The organism is Streptomyces sp. JLBT605, from assembly GCF_058215555.1.
On the sequence record NZ_CM177087.1, the window covers coordinates 6,792,958 to 6,815,233 of the forward strand.

Consider the following 22,276-nt stretch of genomic DNA (forward strand, 5'->3'; position numbering starts at 1 on the left):
GGACCGTGAGCGAGCCGTTCTTCATCGATCGGGACCAGGAACTGACCTGGTTGAGCCGGCTGCTGACCGACACGGCCGAAGGGCGCGGGCGGGCCGCCGCGATCTCGGGTTCCGCGGGGATCGGCAAGTCCAGCATCCTACGGGAGCTGGAACGGCGGGCGGGCGAGCCGGGCGCCGCGGGCGGCTGCCGCCTGGTGCGGGTGCCCTGCTACAGCGGGATCGGGGAGGTGAACGCCTACGGCCCGTTCCTCGAGCTCTTCCGCGGACTGCAGCGGCCGCAGCCGCGGCGCAGGGGGCTGCTGCGCCGGAGCGCGCGCGGGGTGTCCCTGGCCGCCCCGGATGTGCTGTCCCTGGTTCCGGCGGTGGGGCCGCTGCTGCAGGCCGGCGCGCTGGTGACCAAGGCGGCGTTCGACGGCGGCGCGGAGGCGCAGGCGGGCAGTGGCGGGGTGCCGTTGGCCGCGGCCGTGCGGCAGTCGGTGTGCGAGGCGGTCCTCGCGCTGGCGTTGGAGCACGGCCCGCTGGTGGTCGCGGTCGACGACGCCCACCTGATCGACGAGAGCTCGTCGCTGGTCCTGCGGAGCCTCGCCGAGGAGCTGGCCGAGCGGCCGCTGGGGTTCATCCTGGCCTACCGGCCCGAGGAGGTCGGGGACGGTCACCCGCTGCACGAGGTGCTCCACGCGCTGGACTGGGACGACGGAATGCTCCATCTGCGGCTGGAGGGATTCCCGCGCCCCGTGGTGTCCGACTACCTGAACCGGCTCACCCGCAGGACGAACGCCACCACGGCCACGGACCGCCTGCTCAATCTGACCGGTGGGCACCCGATCCTGCTCGCCCAGTACCTGCGGCTGCTGGAGGAGCGCTCAGCCCTGCACCTGCTGACCTCGACGGGGGCGGGCCCAGGAGTGGAGCTGCCCGGGCTGCCGGCCGGGCAGGAGGACGAGGACGCCGTGCTGCTGCCCGCGAAGGTCGCCAGAGTCCTCCAGGAACGGATCAAGAGGATCGATCCGGAGACCGTGCGGCTGCTGGTGATCGGTGCGACCCAGGGCGAGCACTTCATGTCCGCGGTGGTCGAGCGGGTGTCGGGCGCGGCACGCGGCGACGTCCTGCACCGCCTCCACCAGGTCTCCCGGGACTTCGGCGTGATCCGCGCGGTACGCCCCCCGGCCTGGGTGGTGGACACCGGCTCCGACTACTACCTCTTCGACCACGCGCTGCTGCGGCTGGCGTTCTACAGTCGGCAGAGCGCGCAAGCCCGGCGGGACCGGCATGCGGCGATCGCCGACATCCTCGACCGGATGGGCGAAGCCGTTCCGGGCACTCCGCAGGAATTCATCCTCGACGTGTGCCACCACTACCATATGGGGGGAAAACCCATGCTGGCGGCTCGACATGCGCTCCACACCGCCCGTGACCTGGCCATGCGGACCTCGTCCTTCAGCGAGTCCGCCGCGTTGTGCCACCGCGCTCTGGACGAGCTCAACACCATCTCGCCCCCCACCCCCGAAGCCGATCGGCTCCGGGTGGAGGCGATCGAACTCCTCCTGGTGGTGACCGCGTTGCGCTGGCGCGGCCGGATCGACCTCCAGCAGAGCCGCGGCATGGCGCTCGCCGACCTCGCCGCGGAAGCCAGCGTGGCCGCCGCCCGGACCGGTGACCACGCCCTCCGCGCACGCGCGCTGTTCCTGGAGGGCAAGACGCTGCTGCGGACCGACGGGGTCAACGCCGCCCTGCCCAAGCTGCGGGCCGCCATGGACCTGGCCGGCTCCGACGGCGATACGGTCACGCGCTTCATCGCGACAGCCGAGTACGGTCACCAACTGACCAAACAGGACCTGACGGCCGGGCTGCAGCTGCTGCGGCAGGCCGAAGCCATGCACGAGCGACACCAGGAGCTGCGGACGTCCGAGGACCCCACCGTGCGCCTCATCGTGGACGAGGTCCGTATGCAGCTGGGCGTCAACAGCTTCGACGCGGGCGACTTCGGCGAGGCCGACCGCCGCCTGCCCGCCTGCGTCGACAGCCTCCGCGACCGCAACCGCCACGCCGAACTGACCGCCGCGCTCAACTACCTGGCCCAGATGCGGATCGCCCTGGGCGACCTGGCCGGCGCGGCCGCCGCGCTGCGGGAGGCCATCGCGGTGGAGGAGAGCCGGACCGAGGAGCGCACCGGGTGGTACGGCTGCAACCTCTCCTTACTCGGCCGGACCACCGCTCAGCTGGGCGACCTTGCCGAAGCGCGCCGCCTGGTCGGCCTCGGTTGGGAGGTGACCGAGCGGTTCATGCTCGTCGACATCGTGCCGATCGTGCGGATCCATCACGCGGAGGTCTCCCTGCTCTGCGCGGACCGGGCCGCACTCGACAGCGCCGAGACCATGCTCCGGTCGGCGCTGCGCGAAGCCCACGACGGAGGACTGCCGCGCAGCGAGGTCAACGCCCTGGCACTGCTCGCCCGGCTGCGCCTGCACACAGGGGATCCGTCCGACGCCTTGTCGCTCAGCACGCGGGCGGTCGACCTGCTCGACCACCACGGTCAGCTGTCCACCGTGCGGAGCGAGGAGGTCTTTCTCCACCACGCCCGCGCGGTGGAGGCGTCCGGCGACCGCGACGGGGCGCGGGAGTGGGTCGTCCGGGCCTGGGACGAGGTGCGGCGCAAGGCGGAGAGTATTCCGGACGCCGATCCGCGCCGCCGGTTCGTCGACGAGGAACGCGTGAACCGGCTGGTCTCCCGGGCGTACCGGGACGGCCTGGGCTCGACCCCGTTCACCGAGATCTGACTCCCTCGCCGCCCGACCTCGCGGTCGGCTGCTTGGCCGGTTGGCGGCGTTCGCCGGCGGCCGGCGCCATCAGGGCCACGACGAGGACCAGCAGCCCGCAGCCGGCGATCAGGAGCCAGCCGGGACGCGACGCCCGGGCGAGCTGCGCGGGCGCCGCGTCGGCGATGATGCCGCCGGTGAGGGCGATGCCCAGGGCCGAGCCGAGCTGGCGGGCGGCGGAGGTGATCCCGCCGGCGAGGCCGGCGCGGGCCGGCGGCAGGCCGCTGACCGCGGTGTTGGTGATCGGCGCGTTGGCGAAGCCGAACCCGATGCCCACGAGCAGGCAGGCCAGCGACAGCGACCACAGGCCGGTGTGGTTGCCGATCCCCACCAGGCACAGCCCGCCGGCCGTGAGGAAGCCCCCGGCGAGCACCAGCGGCGGGCGCGGGCCCACCCGGCCGACGAGCATCCCGGACAGCGGCGCGCAGACGGTCGCCGCGATGGCCATGGGAAGCGTGACGACCCCCGCCGCCACCGGGGACATGCCTCGCGCGTGCTGGAGGTAGAGCGTGTTGAGCAGCAGCGTCGCGCTGAGGGCCACGAACACCACGACCGCGCCGACCACGGCCGCGATGAACGGCGGCCGACGGAAGAGCCAGGGGTCCACCAGTGGCTCGGCCCGCCGCGCCTCGACCCTGCCGAAGGCGGCCGCGGCGACGGCGATGACGACGTACCCGGCGATCGCCACGGGCGAGCGCCACCCGATGTGCGGTCCCTCGATCAGCACGGCGACCGAACAGCCGACCACGACGGTCAACAGCAGCTGTCCCGGGCCGTCCAGCCGCCGCGGTCGCTCGGCACGGGACTCCGGGACGAAGACCGCGGTCAGCACCAGCGCCACGGCGACGACCGGCACGTTGATCCAGAACACCGACCGCCATCCACAACCCGTGACCAGAGCGCCGCCCACGAGCGGGCCGGCGGCCATGCTGACGCCGAAGACGGCCGCCCACACCCCGATCGCACGCGCCCGCTCCTTCGGCTCGGTTATCACGTTGACGACGATGGCGAGCGCCACCGGGCTGAGCATCGACGCGCCCACACCCTGCACCGCGCGGGCCGCGACCAGCACACCCACGCTCGGGGCGAGCGCGCACGCCACCGAGGCGGCGCCGAAGACGACCAGCCCGGTCCGGAAGACGCGCCGCCGTCCGATGCGGTCCGCCAGCGCGCCGGACGAGATCAGCGCACTGGCCAGCACGAGCGTGTACGCGTCGACCGTCCACTCCAGGCCGCGGGTTCCGATGTCCAGGCCGGCACCTATCGACGGCAGGCCGACGTTGACGATCGTGGTGTCCAGCCCGACCAGGAACAGGCTCAGGCAGCAGACCGCCAGCACCGTCCAGCGTCTGGGCGCGCCCGGTTCCGTATCCATGTTGCTCCTTGGTTGCTCTTCGCGGCTCTTCGCGGGTGCTCGCGGAATCGAGCCCTCACCGGCCTGGGCAGCACTGTCGGGCCATGGTCAGCGGATCGGGTAAGAAGTTTGCGAAGACGGCAAAACGGCCGGGGAGTCGCTCGCCCGCCGGGCGGCATGCGGGATGCGCCCCGGCGGCGTACCTCCGAACAGCCTTGAAGAATCGATTCACTCACCACGCGTGAGTGACGCTCCGCACCCCTTGGCGGCGGGCCCTGCAGACTGCGGCGAACCCACCGCCCCACCAAGGAGGCCCCACCATGCGCCGTATCGCCGCCGTCGTCCTCGGAGCCGTCGCACTCCTGGGACTGGCCACCATCCCCGCCAGCGCCGACGGCATCGCCTTCTTCGACGAAGGCAGCACCAACGTCATCTTCTCCTAGCCCCGCGGCCGTTGGGCTGGCGAGGCTGTCCGGCGATCGTTTCCGGGGGGGGGGGGGGAGTGGCCAGCCGCCGTGGCGGGCGGCTGGCCCGGCCGCCTATTCGGCAGGAGGTTTGGGAGGCGGCGCCGACGACCGTGCCGCGGACCTGTTCTGAGCGGTGTTGGAAACGGCGCGGATGCCGAAGTAGGCCGTGGTCATGGTGGAGACGGCAGTGAACCCACTGGTGAGGATGGCGACGGACTGAGCGCCGTCCGCCCCGCTGACACCCCAGATCGCGGCGACGGTGATCGCCGCGTTCCCTGTCACGACGGCCATGAGGCCGGCCCAGGTCCGGGTCTTCTGCACCCCGATGTCGGGGTGGCTGTCCGGGTCACCCATCGATCCGATCCTCTCGACTGCCGACCGGGCGGGAGCGGCGCATGCGATCCGCGGCCCGCCGCTGCGTTCCCCGGCCGGCCGCGGCGTTCACCCACCCTCAGAATGACCCCATTCGGTCCGGCTGTCCCGACATGCGAGGGCCAGTCGGCAGATCTAGCATGAAAAGATGAAGACAGAAGATACCTATTACGTCGTCAAAACCGGTGACACGCTGTACGCGCTGGCCAAGCAATTCGGGACCACCGTCGAGCAGCTTCAGGCATGGAACCACATACCGGACCCCAACAAAATCCAGATCGGGCAGCGACTGCTCGTCAAGAAAGTGGAATCCGGTTACGTTCCTTTTCCCGGTGCCGAGTGGTTCAAGAGTGACCCCGACAGCCCCATCATCACCAGCATGGCCATCCGCCTGGTCGAAGAGGGCTGTTCCGCCTACGGCCCGGGTGGCCCGACGGGGCACTGGGCGCCCGCACACCGCAATTCCTACTCCCTGTGGCAGCAGAAGCTCGGGTACCGGGGCGCGGACGCCGACGGCTGGCCCGGACCGACCTCCTGGGCAAAACTGAGGGTCCCTTATCCGGAATCCGATTACCTGGCAGCCTGATGCCGATCGAAAGTCTGATACCGATCGATCCGGGGACGCACCATGGTCACCGAAGTCTGCAACCACACCAAATCACGGCCCACGATCAAACGTGGCTCGTCGGGAGCTGCCGTAAAACAGGCGCAGTGTTATCTCAACAATTCGCTGACGGGCGAAAAGCTCGTCGACGACGGAATCTTCGGCCCGATCACGGAGACCGCGACGCGGAGATTCCAGATGTGTGCGGAGATCACCGTCGACGGCATCATCGGGGCGCAGACCTGGTCCCATCTCACGCTCTGGGCCAACAGCCCCGACTTCGTCTGCTGAGCGAGTCCGAGGGGGATGAGAGGCATGACCGCGACGCGGACGGCGGACACCGTGGCGGTGGTGACCGGCGCCGACTCCGGCATCGGCCGGGCCACCGCCGTGGCGCTCGCCCGCCAGGGCATGCACATCGGCGTCACCTGGCACAGCGACCTGACCGGCGCGGAGGACACCGCCGGGGAAGTGCGGGCGCTGGGGCGGCGCTGTGAGCTGGAGCGGATGGACCTCACCCACCTGCCGGAGGCCGCCGAGGCGGTCGACCGGCTCGCCGACCGGCTGGGCCGGATCGACGTCCTGGTGAACAACGCCGGCATGGGCACGGCCACCGCCTTCGTCGACCTGGACCCCGGCACGGTGCGGGACGTCCTCGACGTCGATCTGGTCGGCCCGTTCCTGTGCGGCCAGCGCGCCGCCCGCCGCATGATCCGGCAGGGCGACGGCGGGCGCATCATCAACGTCACCAGCGTCCATGAGCACCAACCCCGCGTCGGTGCGGCGCCGTACTGCGCGGCCAAAGGCGGGCTGGGGCTGCTCACCCAGGTCATGGCGCTGGAACTGGCGGAGCATCGGATCCTGGTGAACGCGGTCGCGCCGGGCGAGATCGCCACCCCGATGACCGGGCAGGAGGACATCGACGTCAGCAGCGTCCACCGGCCCGGCGTGCCGCTCGCCAGGCCCGGGGACGCCCGCGAGGTCGCCGCGGTGATCGGATTCCTGGCGGGGGAGGGAGCCGGATACGTCACCGGCGCCTCATGGGCCGTCGACGGCGGGATGCTGCGCATGGGGCCGATGGCGGGCTCGCATCTGACGGACGACTCCTGGCGTCGCCCCTGATGAGTCGGTGAACGCCCCTGGCGAGCGGGGGGACGCCGTCACCGCGGCGGCGGTGCGGGAGGGCTGATCCGGCGGCGTGGTTCGCCCGTTAGGGTGGTCCGGTCCATCCTGATGAAAGGCCGCGCAGCTCACGGTGACCGACTCACGACCCCATAACCTGTTTTCCTTCGGCACGTTGAGGGACGAGCGGGTCCAGACCGCTCTCTTCGGCCAAGCCGTTCCCTCGTCCCCGGCGTCGCTGGTCGGCTACACGACCAGGCCCCTGCGGATCACCGACGAGTCCGTGATCGCCGCAAGCGGGCTGGAGGTGCATCTGACCCTGGAGCGCAAGTACGGCTCCGTGGTCGAGGGCGCCGTCCTGCGCCTCACCGACGAAGACCTCGCCGCGGCCGATGCCTACGAAGTCGACGACTACGCCCGCCGGCGGGTGCTCCTGGCCTCCGGGGAGACCGCCTGGGCCTACCTCGACGCGAAGCCGCTGCGCTCGGCGGCGCGCATCGTGATCGTGGGCGACAGCATCGCCTACGGGCGCTGTGATCCGCGTGGCGGCTGGGCAGCCCACCTGTCGGCCGACCACATCGCCGGCAACGAGGCCGAACACCGGGTCTTCAATCTCGCCATTCCCGGCAGCACCCTGGTCGGTGTCAGCGAGCAGACGCCCGCGCTGCTGGCTCCTCGCCTGCCCGACACCCTCCTCGTCGCCGCTGGCATCAACGATTCCGCCCTGCCGCTCGACGTCTCGCCGACTCGAGTCGACGGGCTGGCGCACGTCGCGGACAGCCTCGGCTCGCTGGCGGCCGCGGCCCAGAGCCACAACGCACGACTCGTCGTCGCCGGACCGACCTGGGTCGACGAGGAACGCACCCGCGACTACGAGGGCCTGTGCTTCACCCAGGCGCGAGCGCTGGCCCTGCGCGAGTCCATGCGGGCCTGGTGCGACGCGAACCACGTCGACTACCTCGACCTGTGGGAGCCGTTGCGGGGGCGCGCCGAACTGCTCGTCGACGGAGTGCATCCCACGCCCGAAGGCCACCAGGAGCTCTACCGGCACCTGAACGCCCTCGCTCGCTGAGCCCGGCGACCGGCCGCCTGCGGACCACCGGCTCCAACCGACACAGCACACTGGGCGATTGGTGCATTTTTGTCCGTTTCGTGGCAGTCTGTGCCGCGACATGGACCAGGGTTTCTCATCGTGCTGTCAAGAACGGAGCTCACCATGCGTCGTATCGCAGCCGTCTTCCTCGGCGCCGCCGCTCTCCTCGGCTCTCTCGCCACGCCTGCCGGCGCGGAGAGTCGGGTAGGGGCCGTCGTCGGCGCCGCTTCCGTCCCCGCCGCCAACCTCGTGTCGGGCGCCCTGCACGCCGGCCAGGGCGCCCTGAACGTCGCCACCGGCGCTCTGTAGCCCTGCGGCGAGGAGCAAGTCGTGGGCGAACCGTGGATCCTGTATGATCTTCCACGTAACTCCGGTGCACGGCACAGGGGTCGCGCGTCTGTGGTCCAAGGAAAGACGCCCACCAACCGGTGGGAAATGTAGGTGCAAGGCCTGCCGGGCGCTCCACTCACCAAGTCCCCGGACTCATCACGAGTCCGGGGACTTGGCCGTTCACGCCCAGGAAGAAAATCGCTCGTCATCAGCGTGCGCGCGATCTAGCATGGCCCGCCGTGCTCACCAACCAACAGATAGTCGGACAGGCCCTGGACCGGATCGAGGCAGGGTACGTCTTCCCCGGGAAGGCCGCGGACATCGGCGCCGCGATGCGGCGCCGCATCACGGCAGGCGAGTACGACGACCTGGACGGGCCGGCGCTCTGCGAGACCGTGACCGCTCACCTCCAGCAGACCTGCCCCGACAAGCATCTTCGGCTGTTGTGGACCAACCAGCCGCAGTCGGTGGATCCCCAGGACGACGACGAGGGGCGGTCCGCCTTCCTCGCCCTGCTCCGGGCGGAGAACCAGGGCATCCGTCGCGTCGAGCACCTGGACGGGAACATCGGGTTCATCGACGTCCGGCGCATCGCCTCCGCCGACGAAGGCGCCGCCGCGATCGGCGCGGCCATGCAACTGGTCGCCGGCACCTCCGCGCTCATCCTGGACCTGCGCGAATGCCGCGGCGGGGTACCGGAAGGAGCGGCGATGTGGTGCAGCTACTTCTTCCGCGACGACCAGGTGCACCTCAACGACATCCACGAACGGTCCACCGGTGCCACCCGGCAGTTCTGGACGATCGCGCACCTGCCCGCGCCGCGCTATGCGGACCGCCCGGTCTCCGTGCTCACCAGTGCGACCACCTTCTCCGGGGGCGAGGACGTGGCGTACACCCTGCAGGCGCACGGCCGGGCCGTCCTCATCGGTGAGACGACGCGCGGCGGCGCGCACCCGACAGCCCGCCACGCGCTGACCGAACACATCCTCGTGACCGTGCCGACCGCCCGGACCGTCAACAGCGTCACCGGCACCAACTGGGAAGGCGTCGGAGTGATCCCCGACATACCCGTCCCGGCGGACCAGGCGCTCGACGCGGCACTCGAGGCCGCACGGACGCCGCCGGCCCGCGGCGACCAGGTGCCGCCGATCGCGCCTGGTCGCCCTGGGTAGGGTGGGCGCGACAGTACATCGCGAAGCGAACAAGGAGCAGACGTGAGCGAGCCGGCGTCCATCGCCCTGCAGCAGGAGATCGCCCGGGAACTCCAGGTCGCCGAGGACTTCGAGGCCGAGCGGGAGATCGAGCGCCGGGTGGCCTTCCTCGCCGAGCGGCTGACCTCCACCGGTCTGCGCTCCCTCGTGCTCGGCATCAGCGGCGGCGTCGACTCCACCACCACCGGCCGGCTCTGCCAGCTCGCCGTCGAGCGGGCCCGGGCCGCCGGGCACGAGGCGCGGTTCTACGCGATGCGACTGCCCTACGGGGTCCAGGCCGACGAGCAGGACGCCCAGCTCGCGCTCTCCTTCATCCGGGCCGACCACGTGCTGACCGTGGACATCAAGCCCGCCGGCGACGCCGCGCTGGAAGCCGCGCTGGCCGCCGGCGTCAGCTTCCGCGACGCCCACCACCAGGACTTCGTGCACGGCAACATCAAGGCCCGGCAGCGCATGATCGCCCAGTACGCGGTGGCCGGCGCGCACGACGGCCTGGTCGTGGGCACCGACCACGCCGCCGAGGCGGTCTCCGGCTTCTTCACCAAGTTCGGCGACGGCGCCGCCGACCTCGTCCCGCTGACCGGCCTGACCAAGCGCCGGGTGCGCGCCGTGGCGGACGCGCTGGGCGCCCCCGCCGAGCTGGTGTGGAAGACCCCGACGGCCGACCTGGAGACCCTCGACCCGGGCAAGGCCGACGAGGACGCGCTGGGGGTCACCTACGACGACATCGACGACTTCCTGGAAGGCAAGCCGGTGGACGAGCGGGCCTTCGAAACGATCGTCCGCCGCTACCGCCTCACCGACCACAAGCGGCAGCTGCCCATCGCGCCGTAGATCGGTGTCCGGCGGGATCCCGCTCCCTGGGCGGTCCGGCGGGCTTTCGGGAGTCACCGGCTCCCAAAAGCCCGCAAAGAGGTCTAGACCCTTGACCCTGTCTCGCGCCGCGCGGTACCCATGGTGCCCTTCGGTCGCTGCCTGAGTACCCATGCGCAGCACGGGAGCTGTTGCTCAGCGTCAGAGTCATGATGCCTCTCGGAAGGGATCCAGCTCGTGAGACAGCGCAGAACGTTCCCCCGTCTCCTGTGTTCGTTATCGCTGGTCGTGGTGGCCGGCATCGGTGGTGCGGGGGCCGGGCCCGCCCTCGCCTCCGCACCCGCCGCCGACGCGGCCGTGCGGCCGCTCGGCGAGGTCGTCCCGGCGCCCGCGTCCGTGTCCCCGGCCGGCTCGCCGTACGCCATCACCCCCGCGACCCGGATCCTGGTGGACGACGACTCGCGCGAGGTGCGGCGCATCGGCGCCCACCTCGCCGCGGGCTTGCGTCCCTCCACCGGCTTTCCGCTGCCCGTCACCGACGACGGCGGCAGCGGCGGCATCCGGCTCGCGCTCGGCACGCGCGACAAGAGCCTCGGCGAGGAGGGCTACCGGCTGGTGTCCGGCCCCGGCGGCGTCACCATCACCGCCGTGAAACCCGCGGGGCTCTTCCACGCTATCCAGACGCTCCGCCAACTGCTGCCCGCCGCCGTCGAGAAGGGCACCCGGCAGACCGGCCCGTGGCTCGTCCCGGGCGGCACCGTCACCGATTCCCCGCGCTTCGCCCACCGGGGCGCGATGCTCGACGTCTCCCGGCACTTCTTCACCGTCAACCAGGTCAAGCGCTACATCGACCAGCTCGCCCTCTACAAGATCAACAAGCTGCATCTGCACCTCTCCGACGACCAGGGCTGGCGGATCGCCATCGACTCCTGGCCGCGGCTGGCCACCTACGGCGGTTCCACCCAGGTCGGCGGCGGCCCCGGCGGTCACTACACCAAGGCCCAGTACAAGGAGATCGTCGCCTACGCCGCCGCCCGCTACCTGGAGGTGATCCCGGAGATCGACATGCCGGGCCACACCAACGCGGCCCTCGCCTCCTACGCCGAGCTGAACTGCGACGGCGTCGCCCCGCCGCTGTACACCGGCACGGACGTCGGCTTCAGCTCCCTGTGCGTGGGCAAGGCCGTGACCTACGACTTCGTGGACGATGTCGTCCGCGAACTGGCGGCCCTCACGCCGGGGAAGTACCTCCACATCGGCGGCGACGAGGCCCACTCCACCAGCCACGAGGACTATGCGGCGTTCATGGACAGGGCGCAGGCCGTCGTCGGCAGATACGGCAAGACGGTGCTCGGCTGGCACCAGCTGGTCGGCGCCACGCCCGCGAGGGGCGCCGTCGCCCAGTACTGGGGCTTGGACACCACCAGTGACGCCGAGAAGGCCCGGGTGGCACAGGCCGCGCGGAACGGTACCCAGCTGGTCCTGTCGCCTGCCGACCGGCTGTACCTCGACATGAAGTACACCAAGGACACCCCGCTGGGCCTGGACTGGGCCGGCTATGTGGAGGTGCGGCGCTCCTATGACTGGGACCCGGGCGGGTATCTGCCCGGGGTACCCGAGTCGGCGATCGCCGGCGTCGAGGCGCCGCTGTGGTCGGAGACCGTGTCGACCAGTGACCACATCGAGTTCATGGCCTTCCCGAGGCTGCCGGGAGCCGCGGAACTCGGCTGGTCCCCGGCGTCCACGCACGACTGGGACGCGTACAAGGTGCGGCTCGCGGCGCAGGGGCCGCGGATGTCGGCGCTCGGGATCGACTACTACCGCTCGCCGCAGGTGCCCTGGCCCGCGGAGTGACGCACGCGGGGGCCGGCCGCCGGGAAGGCCCTTTCTCCCTCAGGAAATCGAAGCACCCTCAGGAAATCGAGCACCCTCAGGAGTCGAGCGGGTGCCCGGTCGTCGCGTCGATGTGGTCGGGGATCTCGTCGTGGCGGTCACCGACCGTCGGGGTCCCGGTGGGCTCGAAGAGGAGGATCGCGGCACCGGTGGGAGCGTAGGGCCTGTGCTCGGTGCCCCGGGGGACGGTGAAGACCGCCCCCCGGGGGAGCCGGACCGTGCGCTCCCCGGCGGGCTCGCGCAGGGAGATGTGCAGCTCCCCGTCGAGGACCAGGAAGAACTCGTCGGTGTCGTCGTGGACGTGCCAGATGTGCTCGCCCTCGACCTTGGCGACGCGTACGTCGTAGTCGTTGACGCGCGTGACGATCCGGGGGCTCCACAGGGCGTCGAAGGATGCCAGGGCGGTGCGCAGTGCGATGGGTTCCTTGCTCATGGGGGGATCCTCGCCGGTTGAGCGCGGCCGCCGTGAGTGCTAGGAATCGCACATGCCGCAAGATTCCTCGCAGGACGTGCGTGCGGCGGCCCCGCACCGGGTCGTCGTGGTCGTGGACGAGAACTCCAACCCCTTCGAGCTCGGCTGTGCGACCGAGGTCTTCGGTCTGCGCAGACCCGAGATCGGCCGCGATCTCTACGATTTCCGCCTCTGCTCGCCCGAGCCGCGCACGCTGATGCGAGACGGCTTCTTCACGCTCACCTCAGTCGCCGATCTTCAGGCGGCCGACTCGGCGGACACCCTGATCGTCCCCAACCGGCCCGACACCGACGTGCCCCGTCGCCCGGCCGTGCTCGACGCCGTGCGGCGGGCGCACGCCCGCGGTGCGCGCCTGGTCGGCTTCTGCAGCGGCGCCTTCACCCTCGCCGAGGCCGGCGTCCTCGACGGGCGGCGCGCCACCGCGCACTGGCAGTGGGCGGACTCCTTCCGGGCCCGCTTCCCCCGGGTCCGGCTCGAAGAAGATGTGCTCTTCGTGGACGACGGCGACATCCTCACCGCCGCCGGGAGTGCCGCCGCCCTCGACCTCGGGCTGCACATCGTCCGGCGTGACCACGGCGCGGAGGTCGCCAACACCGTCAGCCGGCGGCTGGTCTTCGCGGCGCACCGGGACGGTGGGCAGCGGCAGTTCATCGAGCGCCCGGTGCCCGACCTGCCGGACGAGTCCCTGGCGCCGGTCCTGGCGTGGGCGCAGGAGCGGCTGGACGCACCGCTGGCCGTCGCCGACCTCGCGGCGCGCGCGGCCATCAGCCCGGCGACACTCCACCGTCGCTTCCGGGCGCAGTTGGGCACCACGCCGCTGGCCTGGCTCACCGCGGAACGGCTTGCCCTGGCGTGTCGGCTGATCGAGCGGGGCGAGGCGCGTTTCGAGGTGGTCGCACGGCGCAGCGGGCTCGGCACGGCGGCCAACCTGCGCGCCCTGATGCGCCGCGAGACAGGGCTGACCCCGTCGGCGTACCGGCACCGGTTCGGTCCGGCGGCGGACCTCACCTAGCGCGGCGCCCCTGGCGCTTGCGCCGGTTGTCGACGTACTCGCCGTATCCGATGCCGGACACCGGCTTGCCCTGGAGGACGCCCTCGTAGTCATAGCCGGCGGCGTAGCCGCCGAGCGGGCCCTTGGCCCAGTCGGCGCGGGTGGTCGCGGTGATACGGAAGACCTCGTCGCGGTCGTCGTCGCTCACCGCGACGGAGAACGCGGCGGGCAGTTGCCACGGCAGGCCCCCGCGGCCGGTGTGTGGCGGGCCGGGCGGGGCCGGCGTGAAGGTGAAGCCGGTGCGGTAGGTGCGACTGCCCTCGCCGAGTCTGCGGACGTATGCGGCCCGGGACACCGGGACCCCCGCGGGCCCGAGCACTTCGGTGAACAGCACCTGGGTGCGGTCGTCGATGTTGATGACGTGGTAGGTGAACCACCGGAACGACAGGCCGGCGCCCTTCCCGCGAGCGTATTCCAGGGCGCACAGCCCGGTCACCGCACGCTCGCCGCCGTGGTGGGTCACCGTGCCCTGGTAGCGGCAGAGCACGGACTGGTGGTCGTACAGGCCGCCGCGCATGGCCGCGAAGGTGGTCACCACGTCGGTGGCGGTGATGGTCAGGTCCACGCCCAGCCCGGGTAGCTCGCAGCCCAGCCGGAACCGCGGATAGCGGCCGGTCAGAGCGATGCCGTCGCCGAACCGGAACACCGTGCCGGCGGTGTTCACCTCGCTCGCCGCGACGCCGTGGTCAGCCGAATGCCACGCCTGCGGGGCGGCGGTGCCGACGAACACCGAGGCGGTGGTCCGCGCGCTCGTCGCCGCCGGCCCCTGGCGGCGCAGCCGGATCGGGGGCCTGCCGAACATCGTGATCACGCTGAGGAAGCACAGCGGCCGGGGCAGTTCGGGAATCACGATGCCGTGGTGCGCGGACCGGTAGGGGCCGCTCGGCGCGGCCAGCGGAGCGTCGACGTCGAACCGCTCATCGGTCAGCCGGCTCGGCGGGTTCATCCAGTCCTGCACCCTGCGGAACATGCTCACGCCTCGTGGAGACGCACCGCGACATTCCCCCGGTACTCGCCGTCCAGCAGCGCGATCAGAGCGCCGGGAGCGGCCGCGAGTCCCCCGCCGACGACCGTCTGCGGCAGTACGAGCTTCCTCTCCCGCAGCCATCGGCTGGAGTCCGTGTACCAGGCGGTCAACTGTTCGGGAGTGTGGGCGGTGGCGAACGGCCGCAGGCTGATCTCCTTCAGGATGGCGGTGAGCAGATCGAGTCTCGGGAAAGCGCCATCGGCGGGGCCCAACTGGCCGGAGAGCGCACCGCACAGGGCGAACCGCGCCCGCGGGGCCGCGACCTGGACGGCCGCCTCGAACTGCTCACCACCGACGTTGTCGAAGAAGACGTCGATCCCCTCAGGGGCCCATTCGCGCAGACGTTCCGCCACCGGCCCGTCGTGGTAGTCGAAGGCGGCGTCGTAGCCGAGCTCGCTGACGAGGTACCCGACCTTGTCCTTGCTGCCCGTGCTGCCGATCACGCACCGCGCGCCGCGGCACCGGGCGATCTGTCCGGCCAGTGAGCCGACCGCCCCGGCGGCGCCGGACACGAAGACCACGTCGCCCTCGCCCACCCGGGCGATGTCGGCCATCCCGTGGTGCGCGGTCGGTCCCTGCGTGAGGAAGTACTCCGGCCGGGGGTACAGCGTGGTGTCGAGTTTGGTGTACCGCTCCGCCGGGCCCACCGAGTGCTCGGTCCATCCCGCGAGTGAGAAGACCACGTCGCCGGGGAGCACATTCGGGCTCCGGGAGGTCAGTACGGTGCCGATGCCCGGGCCCCACAGCCGCGCGCCGACCTCGTAGGGCGGCATCGGCAGCACCGGAGCCGGGGTCATCAGATCCCTCATGACGGCCCACAGTTGCAGGTAGTCGTGGCGCACCAGGATCTCGCCCTCTTCCGGCGGCGCCAGTTTCCGCTCCTGGAGCACGAAATGCTCAGGCGTGAGGGGCCCCGCGGTGAGCCGCCGGGCCAGGCAGACCTCCCGGTTGAGCGGCCGGGTCATGACGCGCTGTCATCGGGTTGAGGGGGCACACGGCAACCACTACACGAGAGGAACGACGAGCTCAACGACCTCCGGTGCGGTGTGTCCCAGCTACCTGTACGCCCATCAAGTGACACAGGGTTACACCGCGGAGTATTTGTAGGACATATATACAGATCACATATCCGGGTCACGTCCAGCACGGCCGTAGGAAGCCGCCGAGGAGGATCATGGGCCACCCATCCCACGCCGTCGTCTCGCTCACCGACGCCGCACCCAACCGCCGCCGCGGCGGGGAGCTGCGGATCCTGCTCAGCCCCAAGACGGTGGGCTGCACCTCGGGCTTTTCGGGTATGGCCCGCCTGGAGCCCGGTGAGTACGTCGTGGAGCACTACCACCCGTACTCGGAGGAGTTCCTGTTCGTGGTGGAAGGGGACATCACGGTCGACCTCGACGGCGAGCCGCACCCCCTCGGGGCCGACCAGGCGCTGATGATCCCCATCGGAACCCGGCACCGGGTCCGCAACACCGGCACCGCCCCGGCCAGGATCGTCTTCCACCTCTCGCCGCTCGCCCCTCGCCCGGAGCTCGGGCACGTGGACACCGAGACGATCCGGTGAATCGCTCCGTGGTGGTCACCGGGCTCGGCGTCGTCGCGCCCGGCGGCATGGGGGTCAAGTCCTTCTGGCAGTTGCTCACCGAAGGGCGCACGGCCGTCCGCCGGATCACTCTGTTCGACCCCGGCGGGTTCCGCTCGCAGATCGCCGCCGAGTGCGATTTCGACCCGGTCACCGCCGGGCTCACCCCGCAGCAGATCCGCCGGATGGACCGGGCGGCGCAGTTCGCCGTGGTGGCCGCGCGCGAGGCGATGGCCGACAGCGGTGCTCAGTTCGCGCGGCTGCGGCGCGACCGTCTCGGAGTCAGCCTCGGCAGCGCGGTGGGGTGCACCACGGGCCTCGAAGAGGAGTACGTCGTCCTGAGCGACCGGGGGCGCCTGCACCTGGTGGACGCCGAGTACGCCGTCCCGCACCTGTACGGGTACATGATCCCGAGCACGCTGGCGGTGGAGACGGCCTGGGCGTGCGGTGCCGAGGGCCCGGTGAACCTCATCTCCACCGGATGCACCTCGGGACTGGACGCCATCGGCTACGGCATGCACCTGGTCGCCGAGGGCAGCGCCGACGTCGTCCTCGCGGGTGCCACGGACGCGCCGATCTCGCCGATCACCTCGGCCAGCTTCGACGCCATCAAAGCCACCTCCGCCCACAACGACGACCCCGCCGGCGCCTCCCGCCCCTTCGACGCCCGGCGCGACGGCTTCGTGCTGGGGGAGGGGGCGGCCGTGATGGTCCTGGAGGAGCGCGCGCACGCCGAGGCCCGTGGCGCACACGTGTACGCCGAGATCGCCGGGTTCGCCGGGCGCAGCAACGCCTTCCACATGACCGGCCTCAAACCCGACGGCCGCGAGATGGCCGAGGCGATCAGGGCGGCGCTGGACCGCGCCCGGCTCGACCCGGCGGACATCGACTACATCAACGCGCACGGATCGGGGACCCGGCAGAACGACCGGCACGAGACGGCCGCGTACAAACGGAGTCTGGGCGAGCGCGCCTATGAGGTGCCGGTCAGCTCCATCAAGTCGATGATCGGCCACTCCCTGGGCGCCATCGGGGCGATCGAGGCCGTCGCCAGCGTTCTCGCCCTGGAGCACCAGGTGGTACCGCCCACCGCCAACCTGCGCGTCCCGGACCCCGAGTGCGACCTGGACTACGTGCCGCTGGTCGCCCGGGAGCACACCATGGACGTGGCCCTGTCGGTGGGAAGCGGATTCGGCGGCTTCCAGACCGCGCTGCTGCTCGCCCGCCCGGGACGCACCCGGTGAGCGAGCGGAGGCGGCCCGCCGTCGTCACGGGCATCGGGGTGATCGCGGCCAACGGCATCGGCACCGAGGAGTACTGGAAGGCGACCCTGCACGCGCAGAGCGGCATCGCTCCGATCAGCCGCTTCGACGCCTCCCGCTACCCGGTGACGCTGGCGGGCGAGGTGACCGGCTTCACCGCCGAGGAGCACGTGCCCGGACGCCTCGCCGTACAGACCGACCGCTGGACCCATCTGGCCCTCAGGGCAGCCGAGTTCGCGCTCGCCGACGCCGGGGCCGGCCCCTCGCGCGCGGCCCCGGCCGAGTCCCCGGACCCGGCCGGGGACGAGCCGGAGACGGTGGCCGGCCGGACCGGCTACGACGAGTACGAGATGGCCGTCGTCACCTCCTCGTCCTCCGGCGGCACCGAGTTCGGCCAGCGGGAGATCGAGGCGCTGTGGTCGCGCGGATCCCGCCATGTCAGCGCCTACCAGTCCATCGCCTGGTTCTACGCCGCCACCACCGGGCAGCTGTCCGTGCGCCACGGCCTGCGCGGCCCGTGCGGGGTCGTGGCGGCGGAACAGGCCGGCGCGCTGGACGCGCTGGCGCACGCCCGCCGGGTGCTGCGGGACGGCACCCGCCTGGTGGTCAGCGGCGGCACCGACGCCTCGCTGTGCCCCTACGGACTGGTCGCCCAGCTGCCGACGGGCAGGCTCAGCACCGCTCGCGACCCGGAGACCGCCTACCTGCCCTTCGACCTCCGGGCCCGCGGCCATCTGCCCGGAGAGGGCGGGGCGATCCTGATCGTGGAAGACGGGCCCAGCGCCGAACTGCGGCGTGCGCCGCAGGTGTACGGCGAGATCGCCGGGCACGCCGCGACCTTCGACCCGCCCCCGGGCTCCGGCCGTCCACGCACCCTCCGCCAGGCCGTGCGGGGCGCCCTGGCCGACGCCTCGATGGCGCCCGAGGAGATCGACGTGGTCTTCGCGGACGCGGCCGGAGTGCCCGCCTGGGACCGCGCCGAGGCCAACGTGCTCACCGACCTCTTCGGCCCGCACGCCGTGCCCGTCACCGCGACCAAGACCCTGACCGGGCGGCTGTACGGCGGGGCGGCACTGGACGTGGCCACCGCGCTGCTGGCCATCCGGGACGGTGTCATCCCGCCGTCCGCGCATGCGATCCGGCCGGATCCCGAGCTCGGCCTCGATCTCGTCGTGGGAGAGCCGCGACCGGCTCCGGTCCGCGCCGCTCTCGTGGTCGCCCGCGGCCACGGCGGCATGAACTCGGCCCTGGTGGTGCGCGCACCCCTGCGCACCCCCGCCAGAGAGGAACACACCCGATGACCACCCCCTTCACCCTGGAAGACCTGCGGCTGATCATCCACCGCAGCGCGGGTGCCGACACCGCCGTGCACCTGGACGACGCACGGGCCGACAGCCCCTACGGCGACCTCGGCCTGGACTCGCTCGCCCTGCTGGAGATCTCCGCGCGGGTGGAGAACGCCTTCCACACCAGCCTGCCCGAGGGCTCCCTCACCCCGGCCACCACGCCGCGGCAGACCGTCGACCTGGTCAACACCCACCTGATGCCCGGGCGGCCCGGCTCGCCGGCCCCGGCGGCCCGGCATGCCGGGCGTGCCCGCACCGAGAACTCGATCGTCATCGACGCCCCCCTCGACCTGGTGTGGGAGATGACCAACGACGTGGTCTCCTGGCCCCGGCTGTTCAGCGAGTACCAGCGGGCGGAGATCCTCCACCGGGACGGCGACACGGTGCGCTTCCGGCTCACCATGCACCCCGACGAGCAGGGCCGCGTCTGGGCTTGGGTCTCCGAGCGCACCCCCGACCCGGCGACCCGCACCGTCCGGGCCCGCCGTGTCGAGACCGGACCCTTCGAGTCCATGGACATCTTCTGGGACTTCACCGAAGTTGACGGCGGCGTACGGATGCGGTGGGTGCAGGAGTTCCACATGAAGCCCGAGGCCCCGGTGGACGACGCCGCCATGACCGAGCGGATCAACCGCAATTCCCGCATCCAGATGGAGCTCATCCGGGACCGCATCGAGGAACGCGCCCGGTCGCGGGAGTGACCTGCACCGACAACCAAGGAGCCCTGGTGACCACCACCCTCATCGTCGCCCGCCTCAGGCCGGGGGACACCGCCTGCCGCGAGGAAGCGATCAGCAAGCTGTTCGCCGATTCGGACGCCACCGAACTGCCCCGGTGCATCGGCGTCCGGGAGCGGCGCCTGTTCACCTTCCAGGACCTGTACCTCCACCTGGTGCGGTCGGAAGCCCCGCTGTCCCGGACACTCACCCCGCAGCGCGACAACCCCCTGTTCAAGTCGATCAGCGCGGCCATGGACGAGCACGTCACCCCCTACAACGGCGCCTGGGGGAGCGTCGGTGAAGCCTCTGCCCGGCAGTTCTACCACTGGCGGCAGGACGCCGGAGTCCTCATCCGCCCCTGAGACCGTCCCTGCCCGTACCGCGGCACCCGCCTCCTACCGAACGGAAACACCGTGGCGCTCACCGAGTCCTGTACCAAACCCGCCTTCGCCCCCCAGTTGGCCACCGCCGCCCGCGTCAAGGAGCTGGCGATGGGCCTGTGGGTCTCGGCCATGCTCACGACCGCGGTCGAACTGCGGATCCCCGACGCGATCGACGAGGAACCGGTAGACGCCGACGAACTCGGCAGCCGGCTCGGCCTCCACCCCGGAGCGCTGGGCCGGCTGCTGCGGGCGCTCGCGGCTCACGGCATCTTCGAAGAGGTCACCGAGGACCGTTACGCGCACACCGCGTACTCCCGCGTCCTGCGCGAGGACGACCCGCACAGCGTGCGCTACCAGGTGCTGTGGACGACCGCCCCGTGGACCTGGCAGGCATGGCCGCACCTCACACAGGCCCTCCGCACGGGCCGGCCCGTGGTGCCGGAGCTGTTCGGCAAGGAGTTCTTCGCCTACCTGACCCAGGACGCCCCCGAGTCCGCCGAAGTCTTCAACAAGGCGATGACCCAGTCCAGTTCGTTCACCTCCGCCATGGTCGCCGACGCGCTCGACCTCTCGGGCGTCCACCTGGTCGTCGACGTCGGCGGCGGCAGGGGACACCTGCTCCGCACGTTGCTGGAGCGGCACCCGGAGCTCAGCGGGGTGCTGTACGACATGCCCACCGTCATCGCCCGTGCCGATCCGGCACTCCGCGACGGTGGTGAACTCGCCGACCGCGCACGCGTCGTCGGCGGCAGCTGCCTGGAAGGCGTACCGCCGGGCGGCGACCTGTACATCCTGAAGAACCTGCTCGAATGGGACGACGAGCGCACCGTCACCACGCTGCGCCATGTGGCCGAGGCGATGGGCGACGCGGGCCGGGCGGTCCTGGTGCAGAACCTGGTCGAGGACAGCCCCGAGCCGAAGGTGACCACGGGGATGGACCTGCTGCTCCTGCTCAACGTGGGTGGCAGGAAGCACACCCGGCGGCAGATCGAGGCCCTGCTCGCCCAAGCGGGTCTGCGGATCGCCGAGGTCAGGCCCACGGCGAGCAGCCTGTTCGTGATCGAGGTCGCACGCCGCACGACCGACGGCGAGCCCTGACCGCTCGACCGGGCTCGCCGACGCCCCTCCCCCCAGCCCCGCTGTCATCCCCCCAGTGCCATCCTCCCCGGCTGCCCCCACACCGCGATCCGAGACCGAAGAGGAAGACCGAGACCGTGCTCGACAACCCCCCAACCCGCGAGACCGCCCACAAGGCCCCCCGCGAGACCCCCCGTGAGACCGTCGGCCAGGCACCGTACGAGGCCGGCGACCCGCCTTCCGGTGGCGCCCCCGTGACCCCCCTGCCGCTGCTGCGGACGCTCTCCGGGGTGCACGGCTCCGCCGCCCTGCGAGCCGGCATCGAACTGCGCCTCTTCGACTCCCTGGCCGACGGCCCGCGCGAGGCCGGCGCCGTGGCCGAGGCGATCGGCGCCGACCCCCGCGCCACCCGGATCCTGCTGGACGTCCTCACCTCGCTCGACGGGATCCTCGTCCGGAACGGCGGCCGCTACGGGCTGACCGACATGTCCCGCGCCTACCTGCTCTCGGGCAGCGACGACTACCTCGGCGCCACCGCCGGCATCCCGCTGCACGACTTCGTCTGGGAGGCCGAGCGGCGCCTGGCCGAGTCGGTACGCGCGGGCGGCAGCGTCGTCACCGGTGTGGGCAACCCCCACGAGCACCCGTTCTGGCGGAACTTCGCGCAGGCCAGCGGCTGGATCGCCGACCAGGGAGCGCGGCGGACCGCCGAACTGCTCGCCCCCTGGGCCGAGGGCCGTGACGAGCTGAGGATCCTGGACCTGTGCGCCGGCAGCGGTCGCTACGGCTGCCACCTCGCCGCGGTGCTGCCGCGATCCCGGGTGACCCTGCTCGACTGGCCCGGCGTCCTGGACGTGCGCCGCGACGCCGCCGAACGCCAGGCGGTGCAGGGGCGGGTCTCGGAGATCGCCGGGGACCTGTTCACGGTCTCCTACCAGGGGCAGTACGACCTGGTCCTGCTCAACAACGTGCTGCACAACTTCGGCCCCGAGCAGTGCGCCACCCTGCTGGAACGTGTGGTCGCGGCCCTCAGGCCGGGAGGCCGGGTGGTCGTCCAGGAGATGACACCGACCGGCGATGACCCCGAGCGGGACCATGTCGCCCAGGTGTTCTCCATGATGATGCTCGCCATCTCGGAGCGGGGGCAGACCTACTCCCTCGACGAGCTGACGGCGATGCTCACCGCGGCCGGCCTGGAAACCCCGTCCGTACACGATGCCCCGGCGCCCATGTTCACCGTCTTCCTGATGGCGGACCGGAAGCCGGCGTAGCGGGCGGCGGA

General features: G+C 71.6%; 23 protein-coding genes and 1 pseudogene. 19 read left to right on the plus strand and 5 right to left on the minus strand.

What is annotated here, in order from left to right; genetic code table 11:
- Nucleotides 1-5: 5 nt before the first annotated feature.
- Nucleotides 6-2,777, plus strand: a complete 2,772-nt coding sequence (locus AC4BDD_RS29520; protein WP_490688532.1) for an ATP-binding protein — start codon at nt 6-8, stop codon at nt 2,775-2,777.
- Here AC4BDD_RS29520 and AC4BDD_RS29525 read toward each other — a convergent pair.
- Nucleotides 2,764-4,191: an MFS transporter gene (locus AC4BDD_RS29525; protein ID WP_490688533.1), complete on the minus strand. Its 1,428-nt coding sequence runs from the start codon at nt 4,189-4,191 to the stop codon at nt 2,764-2,766. The two genes, AC4BDD_RS29520 and AC4BDD_RS29525, sit on opposite strands and share 14 nt — an antisense overlap.
- Nucleotides 4,192-4,490: 299 nt before the next feature.
- Between AC4BDD_RS29525 and AC4BDD_RS29530 the strand changes: the two genes are divergently transcribed.
- Nucleotides 4,491-4,613, plus strand: a complete 123-nt coding sequence (locus AC4BDD_RS29530; RefSeq protein ID WP_490688534.1) for a hypothetical protein — start codon at nt 4,491-4,493, stop codon at nt 4,611-4,613.
- 96 nt (nt 4,614-4,709) lie between these two features.
- Here the strand turns inward: AC4BDD_RS29530 and AC4BDD_RS29535 are convergent, their stop codons facing one another.
- Entirely contained in the window at nt 4,710-4,991 is a 282-nt protein-coding gene (locus tag AC4BDD_RS29535; protein WP_490688535.1) for a hypothetical protein, read from the minus strand.
- Nucleotides 4,992-5,157: 166 nt separating this feature from the next.
- On the opposite strand from AC4BDD_RS29535, the gene AC4BDD_RS29540 reads away from it, so the two are divergent.
- The 8 genes from AC4BDD_RS29540 (at nt 5,158) to AC4BDD_RS29575 (ending at nt 12,036) form a co-directional block, all read left to right on the plus strand.
- Nucleotides 5,158-5,595, plus strand: a complete 438-nt coding sequence (locus AC4BDD_RS29540) for a peptidoglycan-binding protein (RefSeq protein ID WP_490688536.1) — start codon at nt 5,158-5,160, stop codon at nt 5,593-5,595.
- Nucleotides 5,596-5,637: 42 nt separating this feature from the next.
- The gene (locus AC4BDD_RS29545; protein ID WP_490688537.1) at nt 5,638-5,904 is read left to right on the plus strand and encodes a peptidoglycan-binding domain-containing protein; all 267 of its coding nucleotides are present in this window, start codon (nt 5,638-5,640) and stop codon (nt 5,902-5,904) included.
- Between the two features lie 24 nt (nt 5,905-5,928).
- Nucleotides 5,929-6,735: an SDR family oxidoreductase gene (locus AC4BDD_RS29550; protein ID WP_490688538.1), complete on the plus strand. Its 807-nt coding sequence runs from the start codon at nt 5,929-5,931 to the stop codon at nt 6,733-6,735.
- Nucleotides 6,736-6,910: 175 nt separating this feature from the next.
- Nucleotides 6,911-7,807, plus strand: coding sequence for a GDSL-type esterase/lipase family protein (locus tag AC4BDD_RS29555; protein ID WP_490688539.1), 897 nt, complete (start codon nt 6,911-6,913; stop codon nt 7,805-7,807).
- 144 nt (nt 7,808-7,951) lie between these two features.
- Nucleotides 7,952-8,137, plus strand: a complete 186-nt coding sequence (locus tag AC4BDD_RS29560) for a hypothetical protein (RefSeq protein ID WP_490688540.1) — start codon at nt 7,952-7,954, stop codon at nt 8,135-8,137.
- Nucleotides 8,138-8,397: 260 nt separating this feature from the next.
- Nucleotides 8,398-9,330 carry a S41 family peptidase gene (locus AC4BDD_RS29565; RefSeq protein WP_490688541.1) on the plus strand — a complete coding sequence of 311 codons (933 nt, stop codon included), beginning with the start codon at nt 8,398-8,400 and terminating at the stop codon, nt 9,328-9,330.
- A 42-nt stretch (nt 9,331-9,372) separates the two neighbouring features.
- Complete coding sequence (nadE, locus tag AC4BDD_RS29570; RefSeq protein ID WP_490688542.1) at nt 9,373-10,203, plus strand: NAD(+) synthase; 831 nt, start codon at nt 9,373-9,375, stop codon at nt 10,201-10,203.
- A gap of 216 nt (nt 10,204-10,419) precedes the next feature.
- Entirely contained in the window at nt 10,420-12,036 is a 1,617-nt protein-coding gene (locus AC4BDD_RS29575) for a beta-N-acetylhexosaminidase (RefSeq protein WP_490688543.1), read from the plus strand.
- Between the two features lie 76 nt (nt 12,037-12,112).
- Here the strand turns inward: AC4BDD_RS29575 and AC4BDD_RS29580 are convergent, their stop codons facing one another.
- Nucleotides 12,113-12,508: a cupin domain-containing protein gene (locus AC4BDD_RS29580; protein WP_490688544.1), complete on the minus strand. Its 396-nt coding sequence runs from the start codon at nt 12,506-12,508 to the stop codon at nt 12,113-12,115.
- A 52-nt stretch (nt 12,509-12,560) separates the two neighbouring features.
- Here AC4BDD_RS29580 and AC4BDD_RS29585 point away from each other — a divergent pair, with 52 nt between their 5' ends.
- Nucleotides 12,561-13,559, plus strand: a complete 999-nt coding sequence (locus AC4BDD_RS29585) for a GlxA family transcriptional regulator (protein ID WP_490688545.1) — start codon at nt 12,561-12,563, stop codon at nt 13,557-13,559.
- Here AC4BDD_RS29585 and AC4BDD_RS29590 read toward each other — a convergent pair.
- Nucleotides 13,552-14,568, minus strand: a complete 1,017-nt coding sequence (locus AC4BDD_RS29590; protein WP_490688546.1) for a DUF6670 family protein — start codon at nt 14,566-14,568, stop codon at nt 13,552-13,554. The genes AC4BDD_RS29585 and AC4BDD_RS29590 overlap by 8 nt on opposite strands.
- A 2-nt stretch (nt 14,569-14,570) precedes the next feature.
- On the minus strand, nt 14,571-15,590 hold the full coding sequence (locus tag AC4BDD_RS29595) for an MDR family NADP-dependent oxidoreductase (RefSeq protein WP_490688547.1): 1,020 nt from the start codon (nt 15,588-15,590) through the stop codon (nt 14,571-14,573).
- Between the two features lie 209 nt (nt 15,591-15,799).
- Here AC4BDD_RS29595 and AC4BDD_RS29600 point away from each other — a divergent pair, with 209 nt between their 5' ends.
- The 8 genes and pseudogenes from AC4BDD_RS29600 to AC4BDD_RS29635 all read left to right on the plus strand — a co-directional run bounded on the left by AC4BDD_RS29600 (nt 15,800) and on the right by AC4BDD_RS29635 (nt 22,265).
- On the plus strand, nt 15,800-16,189 hold the full coding sequence (locus AC4BDD_RS29600; protein ID WP_490688548.1) for a cupin domain-containing protein: 390 nt from the start codon (nt 15,800-15,802) through the stop codon (nt 16,187-16,189).
- A 47-nt stretch (nt 16,190-16,236) separates the two neighbouring features.
- Nucleotides 16,237-17,451, plus strand: coding sequence for a beta-ketoacyl-[acyl-carrier-protein] synthase family protein (locus tag AC4BDD_RS29605; protein ID WP_490691974.1), 1,215 nt, complete (start codon nt 16,237-16,239; stop codon nt 17,449-17,451).
- A complete protein-coding gene (locus tag AC4BDD_RS29610; RefSeq protein WP_490688549.1) occupies nt 17,448-18,770 on the plus strand; it encodes a ketosynthase chain-length factor in 1,323 nt (440 codons plus the stop codon). The genes AC4BDD_RS29605 and AC4BDD_RS29610 overlap by 4 nt, the downstream gene beginning before the upstream one ends.
- A pseudogene (locus tag AC4BDD_RS29615) lies at nt 18,767-18,937 on the plus strand (phosphopantetheine-binding protein); the annotation flags it as partial. The gene AC4BDD_RS29610 and the pseudogene AC4BDD_RS29615, both read left to right, overlap by 4 nt.
- A 75-nt stretch (nt 18,938-19,012) precedes the next feature.
- Nucleotides 19,013-19,516 carry an SRPBCC family protein gene (locus AC4BDD_RS29620; protein WP_490691975.1) on the plus strand — a complete coding sequence of 168 codons (504 nt, stop codon included), beginning with the start codon at nt 19,013-19,015 and terminating at the stop codon, nt 19,514-19,516.
- Nucleotides 19,517-19,542: 26 nt separating this feature from the next.
- Entirely contained in the window at nt 19,543-19,896 is a 354-nt protein-coding gene (locus AC4BDD_RS29625) for a TcmI family type II polyketide cyclase (protein WP_490688550.1), read from the plus strand.
- A 51-nt stretch (nt 19,897-19,947) separates the two neighbouring features.
- On the plus strand, nt 19,948-21,015 hold the full coding sequence (locus AC4BDD_RS29630) for a methyltransferase (RefSeq protein WP_490688551.1): 1,068 nt from the start codon (nt 19,948-19,950) through the stop codon (nt 21,013-21,015).
- Between the two features lie 116 nt (nt 21,016-21,131).
- On the plus strand, nt 21,132-22,265 hold the full coding sequence (locus tag AC4BDD_RS29635) for a methyltransferase (RefSeq protein WP_490688552.1): 1,134 nt from the start codon (nt 21,132-21,134) through the stop codon (nt 22,263-22,265).
- Nucleotides 22,266-22,276: the final 11 nt, after the last annotated feature.